The organism is Streptomyces sp. NPDC002690 (genome assembly GCF_053592415.1).
The window spans coordinates 1-18,053 of the sequence record NZ_JBSFVR010000143.1; the positions used below are offsets into that span (position 1 = coordinate 1).

General features: G+C 73.3%; 13 protein-coding genes and 1 pseudogene. 8 read left to right on the plus strand and 6 right to left on the minus strand.

From position 1 onward, the window contains the following. The 6 genes and pseudogenes from ACWD3D_RS19025 to ACWD3D_RS19050 form a co-directional block, all read left to right on the plus strand. Nucleotides 1–485, plus strand: a pseudogene (locus ACWD3D_RS19025) (ATP-binding protein); the annotation flags it as partial. Between the two features lie 270 nt (nt 486–755). Continuing rightward, on the plus strand, nt 756–1,472 hold the full coding sequence (locus ACWD3D_RS19030) for a single-stranded DNA-binding protein (protein WP_451461999.1): 717 nt from the start codon (nt 756–758) through the stop codon (nt 1,470–1,472). A 265-nt stretch (nt 1,473–1,737) separates the two neighbouring features. Further along, the gene (locus ACWD3D_RS19035; RefSeq protein ID WP_451462000.1) at nt 1,738–3,264 is read left to right on the plus strand and encodes a Cys-Gln thioester bond-forming surface protein; all 1,527 of its coding nucleotides are present in this window, start codon (nt 1,738–1,740) and stop codon (nt 3,262–3,264) included. A gap of 398 nt (nt 3,265–3,662) precedes the next feature. Next, nucleotides 3,663–5,327 (plus strand): energy-dependent translational throttle protein EttA, encoded by a 1,665-nt coding sequence (gene ettA / locus ACWD3D_RS19040; protein ID WP_451462001.1) that lies wholly within the window; start codon nt 3,663–3,665, stop codon nt 5,325–5,327. A gap of 5 nt (nt 5,328–5,332) precedes the next feature. Beyond that, nucleotides 5,333–5,755: an acyl-CoA thioesterase gene (locus ACWD3D_RS19045; protein WP_266704383.1), complete on the plus strand. Its 423-nt coding sequence runs from the start codon at nt 5,333–5,335 to the stop codon at nt 5,753–5,755. After that, nucleotides 5,752–6,465, plus strand: a complete 714-nt coding sequence (locus tag ACWD3D_RS19050) for a hypothetical protein (RefSeq protein WP_451462002.1) — start codon at nt 5,752–5,754, stop codon at nt 6,463–6,465. Before ACWD3D_RS19045 ends, ACWD3D_RS19050 begins: the two co-directional genes overlap by 4 nt. Before the next feature lie 87 nt (nt 6,466–6,552). Here ACWD3D_RS19050 and ACWD3D_RS19055 read toward each other — a convergent pair whose 3' ends face one another. Next, on the minus strand, nt 6,553–6,957 hold the full coding sequence (locus ACWD3D_RS19055) for a globin (protein WP_451462003.1): 405 nt from the start codon (nt 6,955–6,957) through the stop codon (nt 6,553–6,555). Between the two features lie 157 nt (nt 6,958–7,114). Then, nucleotides 7,115–8,485 (minus strand): MFS transporter, encoded by a 1,371-nt coding sequence (locus tag ACWD3D_RS19060; protein ID WP_451462004.1) that lies wholly within the window; start codon nt 8,483–8,485, stop codon nt 7,115–7,117. A 128-nt stretch (nt 8,486–8,613) separates the two neighbouring features. On the opposite strand from ACWD3D_RS19060, the gene ACWD3D_RS19065 reads away from it, so the two are divergent. Both ACWD3D_RS19065 and ACWD3D_RS19070 read left to right on the plus strand, forming a co-directional pair. Continuing rightward, nucleotides 8,614–9,525 carry a LysR family transcriptional regulator gene (locus ACWD3D_RS19065; RefSeq protein WP_451462005.1) on the plus strand — a complete coding sequence of 304 codons (912 nt, stop codon included), beginning with the start codon at nt 8,614–8,616 and terminating at the stop codon, nt 9,523–9,525. A gap of 111 nt (nt 9,526–9,636) precedes the next feature. Further along, nucleotides 9,637–10,626, plus strand: a complete 990-nt coding sequence (locus ACWD3D_RS19070) for a methyltransferase domain-containing protein (RefSeq protein WP_451462006.1) — start codon at nt 9,637–9,639, stop codon at nt 10,624–10,626. A 97-nt stretch (nt 10,627–10,723) separates the two neighbouring features. Here ACWD3D_RS19070 and ACWD3D_RS19075 read toward each other — a convergent pair whose 3' ends face one another. From ACWD3D_RS19075 to ACWD3D_RS19090, 4 genes are all read right to left on the minus strand, one after another. Beyond that, the gene (locus tag ACWD3D_RS19075) at nt 10,724–12,184 is read right to left on the minus strand and encodes an FHA domain-containing protein (RefSeq protein WP_451462007.1); all 1,461 of its coding nucleotides are present in this window, start codon (nt 12,182–12,184) and stop codon (nt 10,724–10,726) included. Nucleotides 12,185–12,321: 137 nt separating this feature from the next. Next, nucleotides 12,322–13,662, minus strand: a complete 1,341-nt coding sequence (locus ACWD3D_RS19080; protein ID WP_451462008.1) for a VWA domain-containing protein — start codon at nt 13,660–13,662, stop codon at nt 12,322–12,324. A gap of 285 nt (nt 13,663–13,947) precedes the next feature. Next, nucleotides 13,948–15,477 (minus strand): PP2C family protein-serine/threonine phosphatase, encoded by a 1,530-nt coding sequence (locus ACWD3D_RS19085; protein ID WP_451462009.1) that lies wholly within the window; start codon nt 15,475–15,477, stop codon nt 13,948–13,950. Between the two features lie 2 nt (nt 15,478–15,479). Continuing rightward, nucleotides 15,480–18,044, minus strand: coding sequence for a tetratricopeptide repeat protein (locus tag ACWD3D_RS19090; RefSeq protein ID WP_451462010.1), 2,565 nt, complete (start codon nt 18,042–18,044; stop codon nt 15,480–15,482). Between the last annotated feature and the right edge of the window lie 9 nt (nt 18,045–18,053).

Consider the following 18,053-nt stretch of genomic DNA (forward strand, 5'->3'; position numbering starts at 1 on the left):
CCCGACGCGCGGTGGACGTGGTGGTGGAGCTGGGCGCGGGCGAGGGCGCCCGTACCGGTACCGAGACCGGCGCCCCCGGCGCCCAGGGGGCGCCCGTGCCTCTGGGCCGCCCTGCCAAGCCCGCGCGCCCCAGGTGGTGGCCTGCGGCGGTGGTGGTCCAGGCGTCCATGACCCTGCTGCAGATCTTCGGCGGGCTGTGGCTGGTCGGCCAGATCGCCGGCGTGCTGGAACCGGGACTGATCGTCCCCGCGCTCGTGATGCTCGCCGGAGTCGTGGGTGGCCCGCTGGTCGAGTGGGCGTGCGCGGCAGCCGCGCGAGGGCCGGCCCGACGGTACGGGCAGGAGATCGAGCGGAGGTTGCGGGACGCGGCGGCCGGATGCGGTCGCGCCAGGGTCCTCGATCCGGTGGCCGCCGAACTCGCCCGCTACCGCGAAGTGCGGGAGCGGTACGGGGCGGTGACGGAGTTTTCCACAACCGGCAGGTAATCCACAGGCCCCGGCAGGATCGCCGCACCTCGTCCAGCATGGAGTCCTGAGCGGCGGGACGGGAGTGCGGGTACAGCCTCGCGAGCCCATCGGCGCGCGGGGCTTTCCCGTGTTCCGGATCCGCTCGCGCACGAGGGCGGCTCGCGTGTGGGCTGCTCGCACGTGGGCGGCTCGCGTGTGGGCTGCTCGCACGAGGGCGGCTCGCGTGTGGGCTGCTCGCACGTGGGCGGCTGCTCGTACACACCGGAAGTGAATACGGGGGAACAGGACATGAACGAGACCTTGGTGACGCTGGTCGGCAATGCGGCGACGGGGGTGGACTTCCGGGAGACGGCCTCGGGAGGGATGGCGCGGTTCCGCCTCGCGGTCACGCCGCGCCGCTGGGACCGGGAGAGACAGCTCTGGGCGGACGGGCACACGAGCTTCTACACGGTGTGGGCGTGGCGGAGCCTCGCGTCGAACGTGGCGGCCTCGGTCTCCGTGGGCGAACCTCTGCTGGTGCACGGCCGGCTGAAAGTCCGGGAAGAGGAACGCGAGGGCGGGCGGCGGACGTTCGTGGACGTCGAGGCGGTCGCGGTGGGCCACGACCTGAGCCGGGGCTCCGCGGCCTTCCGGCGTGCGGTCCGACGCGAGCCGCCGTTCGGCGCGGAAATGGACACGGGGACGGGTACGGGGACGGGTATGGGGATGGGCGCGGGAGGGGGTACGGGCCTGGACACGGGCGCGAGCAAGGGCTCCGGGGCGGGCCCGGGTGGCCCCGGTGGCCGAGGAAGCGGACCGAGCACGGGACCGGCTACGGGGCCGGGGGCGGGACCGGGAAGAGGGGACGCGGAGGGTCCGGTTTTCGCGAGCGAATCCGCAGGTGAAGGCCTGTCCTGGGAGAGAGGGCTCACCGGCGGCCCGCCGGTCCGTGCGAGGGCGACCGGGCCGCCGCGCGCGACGGAGGTGGATCACGTGTCCAGACGGTCCGTCAGAAAAGGCGTGTAGGCGGCATGTCGACATCGTGACCGCCTCACCACGCGCTCGGTGAGCACGTGGTGACGGCGTGCTGATGGTTTTGGCCGTGCTCCCTGGGGCGGAAGTGGCGGTGATAACGATTGCGATTCGGAATGGTTGTGCGACAGCAAGACGGGGGAGCGGTTTGGGCCCCCCTCCATAGGATTCCCCCGTACTCATGGGCACTTGAGTCTGTCGGCGGGGCACTCCCCACACGCGCACCGAGCGCGAGGGTCCCGCCCCGGAGGGGAATTCTGTGACTTCTGCTTTTTCTGAGATTTCAGCGCTTCAAGATTCCGACATAGCGAACGGCCCGGCCCTCGGCGCCGGTTCGGGCACGCGCCGACCGCTGCGGGGACGGGGCAACGGGCTCACCCGCCTGGCCTCCGCCGCACTGGTCACCGGCCTCGTCGCGGCGGGCGCCCTCGTCGGCGCGGGCGCGGCGGCAGCCGAGGACGCGGCACCCCAGCACCCGGGCGGCGCGGTAGCCGTCCTGGACGGGCTGAAGACGTACGACGGCGCCAAGATCAAGACGGACAAGGGGACCCAGTCGGTGTCCGCCGGTCTCTTCGAGATGACCGTCGACGGTGGCGGCAAGCTCAAGACGTACTGCATCGACATCCACAACCCCACCCAGAGCAGCGCGGAGTACAAGGAGACTCCCTGGGCGGAGTCCTCGCTCGGCAAGAACGCCGACGCCGGCCGAATCCGCTGGATCCTCGAGCACTCCTACCCGCAGGTCGACGACCTCGCCTCGCTCGCGAAGGCGTCCGGCGCCAAGTCCCTCACCGCGGGCACCGCCGCCGCGGGCACCCAGGTCGCCATCTGGCGCTTCTCGGACAAGGCCGACGTCACCGCGGTCAACGAGGACGCCGAGAAGCTCGCCGACTACCTCGAAGACAAGGCCCAGGACTCGACCGAGCCCCAGGCCTCGCTGACCCTGAGCCCGGCGGCTGTCTCCGGCCAGGCCGGCGGCCTGCTCGGCCCGGTCACCGTGCACACCGACGCGGCCGAGGCCACGGTGGCCCCGCCGGCCGACGCGGTCGCCAGCGGCGTCAAGATCACCGACAAGGACGGCAACCCCGTCTCGAAGGCGACCGACGGCACCGAGCTCTACTTCGACGTGCCGAAGGGCGCCGCGGACGGCACCGCCTCGCTCACCGTGCAGGCCACCACCTCGGTTCCGGTCGGCCGTGTCTTCACCGGTGTGACGACCACCAGCCAGACTCAGATCCTCGCCGGCTCCAGCGAGTCGGTCGTCTCCGCGCAGGCAGCCGCCACCTGGGCCGCCAAGGGTCCGGTTCCCGCGGTGACCGCGCAGAAGAACTGCGCCGACAACCGCATCGACTTCACCGTGACCAACAACGGTGACCAGCCGTTCAGGTTCACGTTCGCGGTGGCCGGTGACGTCTACACCGTTGAGCCCGGCGGTTCGAAGACCGCGTCGGTCGGCGTCGGGGAGGACAAGTCGTACGACATCACGGTCGTCGGCGTCGACAACGACTTCTCGCAGAACTTCAAGGGCGTCCTCGACTGCGTCACCGCGGCCACCCCGGCCACCGGCGGCGACGAGGGCACCGACACGCAGACCGGCGCCTCGCCGAGCCCGGCCACGACCGTGGCCGCCGGCGACGTGACCGGCGGTGGTGAGGGCGACCTCGCCGCCACCGGTGGCTCCAGTGCGACCCCGGTCATCGCGGGCGTCGCCATCGCGCTCGTCGTCATCGGCGGCGGTGCGGTGTTCTTCCTCCGTCGCAAGAAGTCGGCCGCTGCCGCCCAGTAGCGGCCGGACGCACGCGGTCACCGCGCGCGCCGCACCGTGGCTGAGCAGCTGAGCAGCTGAGCAGCTGAGCAGCTGAGCAGCCGAGCGGCTGAACTGAACAGCAGGACCGTACGGCCGAAGGCCCCGGCACCCCGGATTCAGGGGGTGCCGGGGCCTTCGTGCGTACGTACGCCCCGCGTACGAGGCCGCACGAGAGGTGCACGAGGGGTGCACCCGCGCGGTACCGAGTAGGCGCTCCGCGCAGGGAGCTCGCGACTGTCGGTGACCTCGTCCGGGGATGTCGCCTTTGCGGCCGCCCAGTCAGCGGCCCCGGGTGGGACGGGTTTCCCCCGTGGGCTTGTCGTCAGGCAAGATGGGGTGTATCTGCCCACACCTCTATTGCTGCCGGACGGTTTCTCTTGGCTGAGTTCATCTACACCATGCGCAAGACGCGCAAGGCGCACGGCGACAAGGTGATTCTCGATGACGTCACCTTGAACTTCCTGCCCGGCGCGAAGATCGGTGTCGTCGGCCCCAACGGCGCCGGTAAGTCCACGGTGCTGAAGATCATGGCCGGCCTGGAGCAGCCGTCCAACGGTGACGCCTTCCTCTCGCCCGGCTTCAGCGTCGGCATCCTCATGCAGGAGCCGAAGCTCGACGAGGAGAAGACCGTCCTGCAGAACGTGCAGGACGGCGCCGCCGAGATCATGGGCAAGCTGAAGCGCTTCAACGAGGTCGCCGAGCTCATGGCGACCGACTACTCCGACGCGCTGCTCGAAGAGATGGGCAAGCTCCAGGAGGACCTGGACCACGCCAACGCGTGGGACCTGGACGCCCAGCTGGAGCAGGCCATGGACGCCCTGGGCTGCCCGCCCGGCGACTGGCCCGTCACCAACCTCTCCGGTGGCGAGAAGCGCCGCGTGGCGCTCTGCAAGCTGCTCATCGAGGCGCCGGACCTGCTGCTGCTCGACGAGCCCACCAACCACCTCGACGCCGAGTCGGTGAACTGGCTGGAGCAGCACCTCTCGAAGTACGCGGGTGCGGTCGTCGCCGTCACCCACGACCGGTACTTCCTCAACAACGTCGCCGAGTGGATCCTCGAGCTGGACCGCGGCCGCGCGCTCCCGTACGAGGGCAACTACTCCACGTACCTCGAGAAGAAGGCAACCCGCCTCAAGGTCGAGGGCCGCAAGGACGAGAAGCGCCAGAAGCGGCTCAAGGAAGAGCTGGAGTGGGTCCGGTCCAACGCCAAGGGCCGCCAGACCAAGTCCAAGGCCCGCCTCGCCCGTTACGAGGAGATGGCGGCCGAGGCCGACAAGATGCGGAAGCTGGACTTCGAGGAGATCCAGATCCCGCCGGGCCCGCGCCTCGGTTCCATCGTCGTCGAGGTCGAGCACCTCTCGAAGGCCTTCGGCGACAAGGTCCTGATCGACGACCTGTCGTTCACGCTGCCCCGCAACGGCATCGTCGGCATCATCGGTCCGAACGGCGCGGGCAAGACCACGCTGTTCAAGATGCTCCAGGGCCTGGAGACGCCGGACTCCGGCACGGTCAAGATCGGCGAGACGGTCAAGATCTCGTACGTCGACCAGTCCCGCGCCAACATCGACCCGAAGAAGACCCTCTGGGCCGTCGTCTCGGACGAGCTGGACTACATCAACGTCGGCCAGGTCGAGATGCCCTCGCGGGCGTACGTCTCCGCGTTCGGCTTCAAGGGCCCGGACCAGCAGAAGCCGGCCGGTGTCCTCTCCGGTGGTGAGCGCAACCGCCTGAACCTCGCGCTGACGCTCAAGGAGGGCGGCAACCTGCTGCTCCTCGACGAGCCCACCAACGACCTGGACGTCGAGACCCTGTCGTCGCTGGAGAACGCCCTGCTGGAGTTCCCCGGTGCCGCCGTGGTCATCTCCCACGACCGCTGGTTCCTGGACCGCGTCGCCACGCACATCCTGGCGTACGAGGGCGACTCCAAGTGGTACTGGTTCGAGGGCAACTTCGAGTCGTACGAGAAGAACAAGGTCGAGCGCCTCGGCGCGGACGCGGCACGCCCGCACCGCGCCACGTACAAGAAGCTCACCCGGGGCTGATCAACGTGGCCCGTCACCTCTACCCCTGCCCGCTGCGCTGGTCGGACATGGACGCCTTCGGCCACGTCAACAACGTGGTCTTCCTCCGCTACCTGGAGGAGGCGCGCATCGACTTCATGTTCCGGCTGGCGCCGGGGGACGGTTCGCCGTCCTTCGCGGGCGGTTCCGTCGTGGCCCGTCACGAGATCGACTACCTCCGGCCGCTGGTCCACCGCCACGCGCCGGTCACCGTCGAGTCCTGGGTCACGAAGATCGGCGCGGCGTCGCTGACGATCGCGTACGAGATCAAGGACGCGGACCTGGTGTACGTGCGGGCCTCGACGGTCGTCGTGCCCTACAACCTGGTCGAAGGGCGGCCCCGGCGGATCTCCGCCGAGGAGAAGCTCTTCCTCCAGGAGTACATGGAGCAGGAGCCCGCCGCGGCATGACGATGCCCGTGCACTCCGTGCTCTTCGCCGACCCGAGGGAGGCGGCCGATCTCGCCGCCTTCCTCGGCCGGCTGCTCCACTACGACCGCGCCGCCGCCGTCCGCCTCCAGGCGGCCGGCGGGGCGCTGGCCGTGTTCGGACGCCCGCCGTCCTTCGACGTGCTGGCGATCCGTACGGCCCGCCTGGCCGGAACCGGAGCCGGTACCGGGAGCCCTGAGACCTTCGACGTCACGGTGTCGGCGGGGGAGTTCCTGGAGACGCTCGACCCCGAAAGCCCCACGGGAGTGGCAGGAACCCTGCCCCGCCCCGTCACCGGGCCGCCGTGGACCGGGATGCTGCCGCCGCGCGGCCCCTGGCGCGAACTCCCCGGGTTGCCGGGTCCGCAGGAGCTGCGCACCGCGCTGAACACGGCGGTCGGCGAGTTCCGCACGCGCGACGAGGCGCTGCCCGAGGACCGTCGCACCCGGGCCGAACGCGATCTGATCGGCCGCGAGATCTGGTCCCGGCCGGTCGGCGGTACCCCGCTCCCGCTGCGCGCCGTGCACGCCGCCCAGTCGCTCGGCTTCCTCCGCCCCCAGCCGGACCTGCCGGTCGGCCTGCTGGCCGCGGGGTCCTGGCTGCGCCTGCGGAGCCCGTACGGCTCCGTCGCCCTGCGTACGGAGGGCAGCGGCGGCCTCGGCGCGCTCCAACTGTCCGTCGGCCGACGCTGAAGGCCCTGAGGCGCCTCGGTCCCTGAGGCGCTGAACCACCGCGCGGGCCGCCGGACGCCGTGCCGCCGGACGCCGGTTGCCGGTCGTTCAGCCGGCGGTGTTCACCATCGAGGCCGCCGCGTAGGTGAGGTAGGACCACAGCTTCTGCTCGTGCTCGGGCGGGAGCCCCTGCTCGTCCAGGGCGACCCGCATGTGTCCGAGCCAGGCGTCGTGCGCCGCCCGGTCCACCCGGAAGGGCTGGTGCCGCATCCGCAGCCGGGGATGGCCCCGGTGGTCGCTGTACGTCCGGGGGCCGCCCCAGTACTGCATCAGGAAGAGCGCGAACCGTTCCTCGGCCGGGCCCAGGTCCTCCTCCGGATACATCGGCCGCAGCAGCGGGTCCTCGGCCACTCCTTCGTAGAAGCGGTGCACCAGGCGCCGGAAAGTCGCCTCGCCGCCGACCTGCTCGTAGAAGGTCTGCTCCTGAAGCGTGTCGTGCGGGTTCTCTGTCACCCGTCCATGGTCGCAGACGTACCGGCCGAGGGCGGGGGTCCTAGGACCCTTGGGGTACCCGGCCCCCGGCCCGCACGCCCCGGCCCCCGGCCCGCACGCCCCAGCCCGCACGCCCCGGCCCGCACGCCCCGGCCCGGTCACCGCAGCCCCGGCCCGGTCACCGCTGCCTCGCGGCGGGGCGCGCCGCGGCGAAGACGAGCCCGGCGAGTGCGCAGACAACCGCCGACATCAGCAGGGACCACCCCGGGTGCGAGGACGCCGTCGTGCCCATCACGGCGACGCCGAGGGTGGCACCGACCTGGCGCACCGCGTTGAGCAGACCACCGGCCGCGCCCGCGCCACCCACCGGGGCGGCGTCGACGACGGCCGCGACGACGGCGGGCAGCACGAAGGAGATGCCGAAGCCGGTGAGCAGCAGGCCCGGGGCGAGCCAGAGTGAGGCCCCATCGGCGAGCACGGTGCAGGCGAGCGCGGCGCCACCTGCGGTCAGCAGGGACAGGCCGGTCAGGACGGGGAGCCGGGGGCCCCTGGCCGCCACGAGCCTGCCGGTCAGCGGCGGGTTCGCGGCGAAGGGGACGGTCAGCGGAAGGAACGCGAGCCCGGTCTCCAGCGGGCTCAGGTGCCGCTGCTCCTGGAGCAGCAGGGGCAGGACGAAGAGCGCGCCGGCCAGCGCGAAGCCGGTGGCCGCCGCCGCCAGGAGCACGGCCCGCACCCGGGCGGACCGGATCAGTACGGGGTCGAGTACCGGCGACGGGCTCCGGCGTTCGCGTACGACGAAGGCCCACGTCGCGGCGACGCATGCCACCGAGGACGCCGCCGCGCGGCCCCAGGACCGGGCCCCGGCGGCGATCAGCGCGTCCGTGAGCAGCGCCAGCGCCGCACCGGCGGCCACCTGGGCCGGCCAGTCGACGGCGCGGACACCGCGCGGACAGCGCACCGCACGGCTCCGGGTGAGGGCCAGCACCGCCACCCCGACGGGCACGTTGACCAGGAACACCGCACGCCATCCGGCCGCGCCGACCAGCGCGCCCCCGGCGATCGGGCCGGCCGCGACGGCGGCACCGCTGACCGCGGCCCACACCGAGACCGCGCGTGCCCGCGCGGCGGGCTCCGGGTACAGCCGGCCGATCATCGCCATGGTGGCGGGTACGCACGCCGCGGCGGCGGCGCCGGAGAGCGCCCGGAGCACCAGCAGGGTGGTCAGGCCGGGGGCGACGGAGCTGAGCAGCGACGCGAGGACGAACACCGCGACGCCGCCCCGGAAGAGCCGCTCGGCACCGTACTTGTCGGCCGCCGCTCCCGCCGGGAGCAGCAGCGCCGCGAAGGCCACGGTGTAGCCGGTGACCGCCCATTGGAGTCCGGCCGTCGAAGTGGCCAGGGAGGAGGCGAGATCGGGTTCGGCGACCGACAGCACCGTGGTGTCGAGGAGCACCATGAAGTAGCCCAGCGAGATACCGGTCAGCGCGAGGGCCCGCCCTCTGCCCGGCAGGGAACGGCCTTCGTACGTGGGCGGGTTGACGACAGTCATGACGGGACGGCCTCCAGGTGATCGGGCGGGGAACGGCCCACTGTGGCCGTCCTGGAGCGGGCGCTCCACCGGCCGGCCCGCACACCGCGTTCGGAATTTCCGAACGCTCCGTCGGGTTCTCCTCCGACATGGAGTTACGTCAACTCAGGTCCTTCGCCGCGGTCGTCGAGCACCGGACGGTGACCGGCGCGGCCGTCGCGCTCGGGCTGGCCCCCTCGTCGGTCTCGCAGCAGATCCGCACCCTCGAATCCGCTCTCGGGACGGCCCTGTTCGTCCGGAGTCCCGGGGGGATGGAGCTGACGCCCGCGGGGCAGCGGCTGCGGGGCTGGGCGCGGTCCCTGCTCGACACCGCCGAACAGGCCGTCCACGACGTCCGGACCGGGCGCCGGAACCTGCGGCTCGGCGCGCTGGAGACCCTGGCCGGCTCGCACGTCCCGCTGATCCTCACCCGGCTGGCCGAGCGGCGGCCCGGCCTCGACGTCGAGGTGAGTTCCGACCGCACCCGCGAGGGGCTGTTCGCCGATGTCGTGGCGGGGCGTCTCGACGCCGCCCTGCTCCTGGACTCGGGCGAGGAGATCGGCGCACTGGGATTCCCGCCGCCCGCCGAGCCCCTGGCCTTCGTCGACCTCGACCCGGTCCCGCTCGTCCTGGTCGCGGCGCCAGGGCACCCGCTGGCCGGCCGGACGTCGCTGACCCCGGCGGACCTCGACGGCGTACGGCTGCTGGTGAACGTTCCCGAGTGCTCCTTCTGGATGGCCGGGGACCGGGCGCTGGGCGCCGGGCCCGAGCGGGTCCGGTCCGGCGGGGTCCCGGTGATGCGCGCCTGGGCCGAACACGGCCTCGGGATCTCGCTGCTGCCCCGCTTCGCGGTCGCCGACAGCCTCCGGACCGGCACCCTGGTCCCCCTCGACCTGCCCCTCCCGGACCTCTGCCTGCGCCTCGTCTGGTGCGAGGACCGCGAGTCCGCCCTGCCCGGCCTGCGGGAGACCCTCTATGCCGCCGCCGGCCCGTACCCGGACGGGCGGGCCGGACACCCGTGACCGCCCCGTACCCGTGACCGCACCCGCGACCGAACCGCACCGTGACGGCTCCGCACCCGTGACGGGCGCACGCCGGTCGCCCGCCGGGCACCGGCGCAGGAGAGTGGAGGCATGGGTGCCCGAGAGCGCGAGACGCGTGATCCGTTCGAAGCCGAGGGAGCCGCGGCCCGGCAGGCCATGGTGCGGCTCATCGTGGCCGGCGGCGGGCTGCGCGACCCCGGCTGGCGCACGGCCTTCGAGGACGTGCCGCGCCACCTGTTCGTGCCGTACTACTACGAGGGCGGGCTCCTCGGTGCCGTGCGCCTCTGGTGCGAGGACGCCGACCCCGCACGCCGCGAACAGTGGTTGCGTGGGGCGTACGCGGACGGGCCGCTGGCCACCCGCATGAAGGACGGCGAGCTCGTCTCCTCCAGCAGCCAGCCCTCCCTGATGGCGCTCATGCTCGACGAACTCGACGTGCGCGACGGCCAGAACGTGCTGGAGATCGGCGCGGGCACCGGCTACAACGCGGCGCTGCTCGCCCACCGGCTCGGCGACGGCGCGGTCACCACCGTCGATCTCGACCCGGAGATCACCGAGTCCGCCCGCCGCCACCTCGCCGCCGCCGGATACCGCCCCGCCGTCGTCACCGGCGACGGGGCGCGCGGCTGCCCCGGGCGGAGCCCGTACGACAGGATCATCGCGACCTGCACCTTGCCGCTGATCCCCGAGGACTGGCTCACGCAGTGCGCACCCGACGCCCGCGTCCTGGCCCCCTTCGCCACCGGGCTGATCTCGCTCCGGGTGCGGGAGACCGCGGGCGGACGGCGGGCGGAGGGGCACTTCCTGCACACCCCGGCGTTCTTCGTACCGCTGCGCGGGACACCGGAGCGACCAGGCGGTGCGGCCCGGCGGATGACGGGGAACGGCCTCTACTCGTTCCTGCTCACGCTGGCGGGCGGCTCGCTCGGCGCGGACGAGGCGATGAACCTCTGGGAGGGCGAGGGGCGCCCCGGCCGGGAACGCTTCGGCCTCACCGTCGACCGGGGCCGCCAGTGGGCCTGGCTGGACGACCCGGAGGGCCCGTACGTATGGCCCCTCACCGGTCACGAGGAGCGGTGAGGGGCCATGACGGTGTCGGGCCGTGTCCGACCGTTCCCGTCGGGCGGGCGGTGTCCGCCGATCCGACGGCGAATGGTCGGACACGGCCTACGGCGGATCAGCCCCGGCGGACCGTGATCGTCGTCCACGCGCCGACGTGCACCTGGTCGCCGTCCTGGAGCGGAACCGGTACGTAGGGCTGGATCGGGTCCTCGGCGCCGTTGAGCGTGGTGCCGTTGGTGGAGTTCTGGTCCACCACCGCCCAGCCCCCGTCCGGTTGCTTCACCAGGATCGCGTGCTGGTGCGAGACGCCCGGGTCCTCCGGCGGCACCGCAAGATCGATGTCGGGCGACTCGCCGGTGCTGTGCCGGCGGCGCCCGATGGTGATCTGGCTGCCCGCGAGTTCGAGGTGCTGCTCGGGGGAGTACGCGGGCAGGTTCAGCCCGGTCGCCTCCGGGCCGCTGCGCTGCATCATCGCCAGGAAGTAGTCACGGTCGGGCGCGATCACCGCGGTCCAGGTGGCGGCCCGCTGAGGCTCCTGCCCACCGGGAGGGCCGCCCTGCGCCCCGGGACCCGTCTGGGCGCCCGGGAAGCCGCCCTGGCCGGGGAAGGGCGGCGAGAAGGCCACCTGCTGGGGGCTCTGCTGCGCGGGGTTCTGCTGCTGGAAGGGGTGCGGCGGCTGCTGATGCGCGGGAGCGTGCGGCGCCTGCGTCCGGCCCTGGGCCTGCGAGGGCGGCGGCAGCATCCAGTCGTCCGCCTCCGTCGGGGACGACGGACCGGGCGCGGGCGGCGCGCTCTGCTGGAACGCCTGCGGCGGACCCTGCTGGTAGCCGGCCGGCGGTCCCTGCTGGAACGCGGCAGGCGGACCCTGCTGCGGGCCGGGCTGGCCGGGCTGGCTCTGCGGGAAGGACGGCTGCCCGGGGTGGCCGGGGAACTGCGGCTGCCCGCCCTGCGGGAACGGCGACTGCTGCTCCTGCGGACCCGGCCGGCCCTGCTGCGCCTGCGGGAAGGCCGGGGGCTGCTGGTTCTGCTGGTTCTGCTGGGTTTGCTGGTTCTGCTGGAAGGCGCTCGGCGGCGCCTGCCGGCCGTCGCGGTCCGGTACGAGCGGCTCCGCCGGGCGGTTCAGCTGCGAGGGACGCGAGCTCTGGTACTCGAAGGGGTCACGCGGCTGCGGCGGCTGCGGACCCGGAGCGTGCGGAGCCGGGGGTGCCTGCCGGGGGCCGGGCTGCGCCTGGAAGCCGGGCGGCAGGTTGAGACCGGGCACCGGCCCGCCACCGGCGCCGGGCTGCGGAGCCAGCGGGGTGTACGAGGTCGCCGTGTTGGTGAGGAAGTTCCACCGGCACTCCTCGCAGAACGGCCCACCGGGCTCACGCGGGGTACGGCACTGCGGGCAGAGCTCGACTCCGGCGGTCGGCTGTCCACCCGGGCCGGGGCCTTGCGGATATCCGTATCCGGGCGCGGGCGGCGGCGGAGGAGGCGGAGGGACCGCACCGGGCGTACCGGCTCCGGTCATGCGATGTCCGCAGACCTCGCACCAGTCCTCAGAACCCGACTGGTGTCCGTTCGGGCAGGTCGGCATGTCGGCGCTTCCCCCTCTCCTTGTCCGGCCCGGGGGCCGTCATGCTGGTCGATCGCCGTACGCGCGGCGGGGCGGAGGGTCCGCCCTCGGCCGTGCGGACGACTCTGTCGCTCGGCTTCGTCTGTGTCGTTCTCTTGTTACTTCTTGACGCGAACGGTCTTCGTGGAGCGCGTTTCGAGGGTCATCTCGTCCGCTTCCGCAACCTTCGCTTTCAGTCGCACAGTACCCGTCGCGGCGTCGACCACGTCGACCACCTTCGAAAGCAGCTTCGCGGTGTCCTCGTTGCCGGAGACCGTCGCGAGCTGCACCGCCCGGCCCAGTTTCGCGGTCGCGCCGTCCAGGTCGCCGGCCTTGCGCGCGTCGAGTCCCTGCTGGATCACCCGGGCCAGTTCGGCCTGGCCCGTATAGTGCGCGACCTGCGGATTCATCGCCGTGGACGCCACCAGGTCGTCCGTCCACACCGCCCGCACCAACCCCTGCGAGAGGGTCTGCGGAGCGCCACCGCCCGACGGCGCGGGGAGGACCAGGGAGACGCGCGCCGCCAGCATCTCCTGGCCGAGTCGGGCCTGGGGAACCCTGACGCAGACGTGATAATCGCGGGATTCGTCACCCCAGGAACCGGTCGGGTAGTCCCCGGCGCGCGGTCCCGCCTGTGTCCGGCGCCCGGTCAGATCGGCGACCGCCGGAGCGACCTGTTTCACGAAGAGGATCTCGGTGTCCACCGGCGTCCAGAGCCGCAGCGCCACGTCCGCGACCTCCTTGCCCATGGCGTTCTCCATCATCCGCGTGAAGTCCGCGGCCAGCCCCGACGGGTCCGCGACGATGTCGGCGGTGCCCAGCAGGGCGGAGGCTATGGCCGTGACCTCTTTCACCTCCCAGTCCGTGCCGACACCCCGGGCGTCACAGGTGAACCGGCCCGCGCAGGTGTCCAGGGCCGCGCGCAGATCCTCCGGGGCCTCGTGCTCGTTGCGCCCGTCGGTCAGCAGGATGCCGTGCCGCAGACCCACCCCGGTGGTGCCGAACAGCCGGTCGGCGAGCCTGAGCCAGGTGCCGATCGCCGTACCGCCCCCCGCGCCCAGCCCGCGCAGCGCGTCCTTGGCCTGCGCCTTGGTCAGACGGTCGGCCCTGGCGAGCCGGCCGTTGCCCGGGTAGACGTCCCTCGCCACGTGCGTACCGGCCACCACCGCGAAGAGGGTGCCGTCGCGCAGGGTGTCGATGGCCGCCGCCGTGGCGTCCCGGGCGTTGCGCATCTTCGTGGGCGGGTAGTCCATCGACCCGGAGCAGTCGACCATGAGCACGACCGCCGTGTTCGACGCGGACGCCGCGCTTCCGGCGAGCGGCACACCCCCCGAGGTGCCGCCGCCCGTGGACGTGACCGTGACGATCGCGTTGACCTCGCGGCCCCCCTCGGGGAGATAGCTGTTCTGGTACACGTCCACGGAGAACTGCGGCTGCTGCGACTTGGAGAAGTTGGCCATGGAGCGGCTCCTCGGTGCCCCACCGGTGGGACGGATACGGGTGTGCGGTCGACGTACCGGATGACGTACCGGCCCGTGCGGGCGCCCTCGCCGGGAGTCCGGGCACCCGGTGCGAGGGAGCGTGCGAGAAAGGCCGGTAAATAGCAGTGCGAGAAAGGCCGGAAAGTAGCAGTGAAACGGTCGGAAGCGGGCGGAGGTGGTTGGGAACGGTCGCGGTCTCGGGAGGCGGCCCGTAAGGGTGCCGGGACACGGCTTCGCGGGTGGCTGGGCGTCAGCCGGGGAGCGTCAGCCGGAGTGTGCCCCGGCGGGCCGTACGGCGAACGGCAGCAGCGCCACCGTTACGTTGTCGTGGCCCCCGCCGTCGAGCGCGTGACCCACCAGCACCCGCGCTCCGTGCAACGGGCGTTCGTGGGCGTCCCGGGGCAGGGCGGCGGCCATCTCCTCGGCGGTCTCCGCGTAGTTCCACAGACCGTCGGTGCAGACCACCACCGTGCCCGGCCGGTCCGGCTTGAACGCGGCGGTGTGCGGGTCGAGTTCGTAGGCGTCGGCGCCCAGCCAGCCGGTGATCGCGTGGGCGCGCTCGTCCGCGTACGCCTGCTCCTCGCTCATCAGCCCGGCCGCCACCATCTGCGCGGCCCAGGAGTCGTCCTCGGTGAGCCTGACGGGCTGCTCCGTACGGTCGGTGGGCACCCAGTAGACGCGGCTGTCGCCGACCCAGCCGACGACCAGCAGACCGCCTGCGGCGACCGCGCCGACCAGCGTGCAGGCCGGAGCGTTCTGGTTGCGGTGCGGCTCGTGCTCCGCCGCGCCCTCCTGCTCGTCGGCCAGGGCGTTGACGGCCCGGGAGGCCGCGACGATCGCGTCGTGCATCGCCTGCTGCGGGTGTTTGCCGCGCGGCAGCGACTCCAGGAGGGACTCGCCGGCGGCGGTCGCGGCGGCGGCCGAAGCCTCGTCGGGCCGGTGCGCGGAGGACACCCCGTCACAGACGATCGCGACGACGGCCGGCGAACCGTCCGGCAGCGCGGTGGCCGACACGGCGAAGGAGTCCTCGTTGCGGTGGTGGCGCAGCCCGCGGTCGCTGACCGCCGCCACCGGACCGAGCTCCTGCTCCATGTGGTCGCGTTCGCGCGGCTGGGCGTGACCGCAGGTCTCGCAGTACCCGTCGGTGTCGACCCGGCCGGCCCGGCAGGCGACACAGAGCCTGGTACCGGCAGGGGCGGTCGCAGCCCCCGTACCGCCCGCACCGCGCGGGTCGGAGGCGGCTACGGCCTCCGGCGGGCCCGCCGGAGCGGCAACGGCGCCCGGTGCGATTCCCGGTGCGGTTCCCGGTGCGGCCAGTTCGAAGTCCCCGGAGTGCGGCTGTGCCGGCACCGCCCGCTCGTCGTACCGCACGGTGGGCGGCGCGGCGGGCGGCGGTACGGCGGCCTGGGCGGGAGCGGTCCGTGGTGCGGGGGGAGCCGCCGGGGCGTCCGGGGCCGCCGCGCGGGCGTACAGCGGGTGGCCCGCCGAGTCGATGCCCGGGAGGTCGGCCGGGCGGTGGACGGGCGCGGGCTGGTCCGAGGTGTCGGTCTCGGACGCCGCCGGCCACGAGGCCGCGGCGGGTGCGGCCGAAGCCGCCGGAGCCACGGCCGGAACGGGAGGAGCCGACGGCATGGGCGGCGTCGTGATCGCCATCGTCGGCCGGTCGCCCGGCCGTTCGGGCACGGCCGACAGGTCGTAACCGCAGGCGCCGCAGAACAGGTCGGCGGGCTCCAGCGGTTCGGCACAGCCGGGGCACGTCGGCAGGGAGGCCGTCTGCTGGTGGATCTGTGACATCTTCACACCCACGTCCGGGGGCGGAAACGGTTGGCCCGCTCCACCAGTTCGATCCTCTCGTCGCCCCGCTGAGCCAGCCGGGCGAGCATCCGATAAGAGCGTTCCAGCCCGAACCGGAGCCCCCGCTCGTCCAGTTCGCTGCCGAGCAGCTTCCGCGCGCCCGGCCCGGAGACCGCAGGGCCCGCGGACAGGCGGGCGGGTCCTGTGGAGAGTACCCAGTCCAGCGCGGTCCCCAGCACCTCGGTCGACAGCCGCTCGCGGCGCACCGCGTCCAGCCCCAGTCCCGCCAGTGCCGTGATCTGGTCCGAGGCGGCTGCCAGGTCGTCCGCCAGCGGCTCAGCGGGGTCGCGCCCGCGCAGCCGCGCGCGGACCGAGGCGACCCGGGCGGCCGTGAAGTGGATCGACGCGGCGGGCACCGACTCCAGTGTGCGTACCGCGCCGGCACGGTCCCCCGCGGCGAAGCGCACCCGGGCGAGCCCGAACGCGGCGCTGACGAAGCTCGGATCGGTGGTCCAGACGAGGTGGTAGTAGTCGGCGGCGTTGTCCAGCTGCCCCAGGACCTCCGCGCAGATCCCGAGCGCAAGCTTGGGCGCCGGTTCGCCCGGGAACGCGTCGTACACCGCGTCGAAGGAGAGCGCCGCGCGCTCGCGGTCGCCGGTCACCAGGGAGACCACCCCCCGGTACCAGACCACCCGCCAGTCGTCCGGGTACCGGGCCTCCAGCTCGCCCAGCACATGGCCGGCCGCCGGGTACTCCGCCAGCTCCAGCAGGGCACGCAGCTCGCGCAGCCGGGTCTCCGGCGAGGGGGCCGGGACGGTGCGCAGCGCGCCGATCAGCTCCGTGGGAGCCGCCGCCATCACCCCGGCCAGGAAACCGGCGTTGGGGTCGCTCGCGTCGACGCGCGGCACCGGCAGCGAGAGCGCGGTGCCGCCCGCGTCGAGTCCACCGAGCCACCGGCCTGCGCCGACCGGTGCCGGTGTGGCCGCGAACCCCGGGGCCGGGACGCTCTCCGCCGGGCGCGGCGCCGGGACGCCCTGGCCACCGACCGTGGGGCCACCGACTGCGGGGCCACCGACTGTGGGACCACCGCCCCGGGCCGGGCCCGCCGAGCCGCTCGCATGGGTGGGCGGGGCCGTCAGCACCGCCGCCGAGGGCTGAGGCCGATACCCGGCCGGCGCGTATCCGGCGGGCGGGACGTGCCCGGAGGCCTGCGTGTGTCCCGGGGGAGTGGCGTACCCGGCGGGAGCCTGCGGGTGCCCCGAGGGCTGCGGTCCGCCCGCTCCGGCACGCGCCACGGGGATGCCGCCGTACGGGCCGGAGCCCAGGGGCAGCGCCGCCGCCACCGTCGGGACGGCCGCGCCCGGGGCCACGGACCCCGTGGGCTCACGGCGCCGCTTCGGGCGCCGCGCGGTCCGGGCGCGACGACTGCCGAGGCGCGAGACGTCACCGGTCAGTTCGGCGAACAACTCCGTGTCCGTCACCCGCAGTTCCGGGCCGAACAGCGTGGACAGGGCCGGGCGCGGGCGCCCCGACTGGAGCGCGACGACCTCCCGGAGCACCCCCGTCAGCTGCTCGGCCATCTCCTCCGCCGAGGCGAAACGCCGCGCCGGGTCGGGATCGGTGGCGCGTACCAGCAGCCGGTAGAAGGACTCGTACGTCCGGAAGACCTCTATGTTCTCCGGGTCCGGCAGCGAGTCCACGAAGACGTTGGTGTACCCCTGGAAGTCGAAGGTGAGCACCGCGAGGGTCCGCGCCACGGTGTACAGGTCGGAGGCGACCGACGGGCCGACCTCGCCGACCTCGGGGGCCTGGTAGCCCACCGTGCCGTAGATCGCCGACTCCTCGTCGTCCATCCGGCGCACCGCGCCCATGTCGATCAGCTTGAGCTGGTTCTCCGTCTGGATCGCGTTGTCGACCTTGAAGTCGCAGTAGAGGAGGTTGCGGCTGTGCAGGTGGCCGAGCGCCTCCAGCGCCTCGATCCCGTACGCGCACGCCTGCTCGACCGGCAGCGGATCGCGCCTCCCGGACGGGGTGCGGCGGTCGTTGGCGATCTCCTTGAGGGCCTTGCCGCCGACGTACTCCATCACGATGTAGCCGTCCAGCGAACCCGTGCGCGGGTCGAGGTGCTCGACGAAGTTGTAGATCCGGACGATGTTGGAGTGCTCGATCTCCGCGAGGAAGCGGCGCTCCGAGATCGCCGCCGCCATGGCGTCCTGGTCGCCGGTGTCCAGCAGGCCCTTGAGGACCACCCAGCGGTCCGAGACGGCCCGGTCCACCGCGAGGTAGACCCAGCCCAGCCCGCCGTGCGCGAGGCAGCCCGCCACTTCGTACTGTCCGTGCACCACGTCACCGCCGCGCAGCTTCGGCACGAAGGAGTACGGGTGCCCGCACTTGGTGCAGAACCCCTCCGTGCGGCCCGGCCGCTCGCCACGCGCCCGGCCCACCGGCGCCCCGCAGTCCGAGCGCGAGCAGAACCGCTTCCGCTCGGCTGACCGCGGACACGGCGGGGCGCGGGCCCGGAAGGGCAGGGCGCCCCGCCCGGCCGTGACCGGAACGAGGCGCCGCAGGGGCTCTCG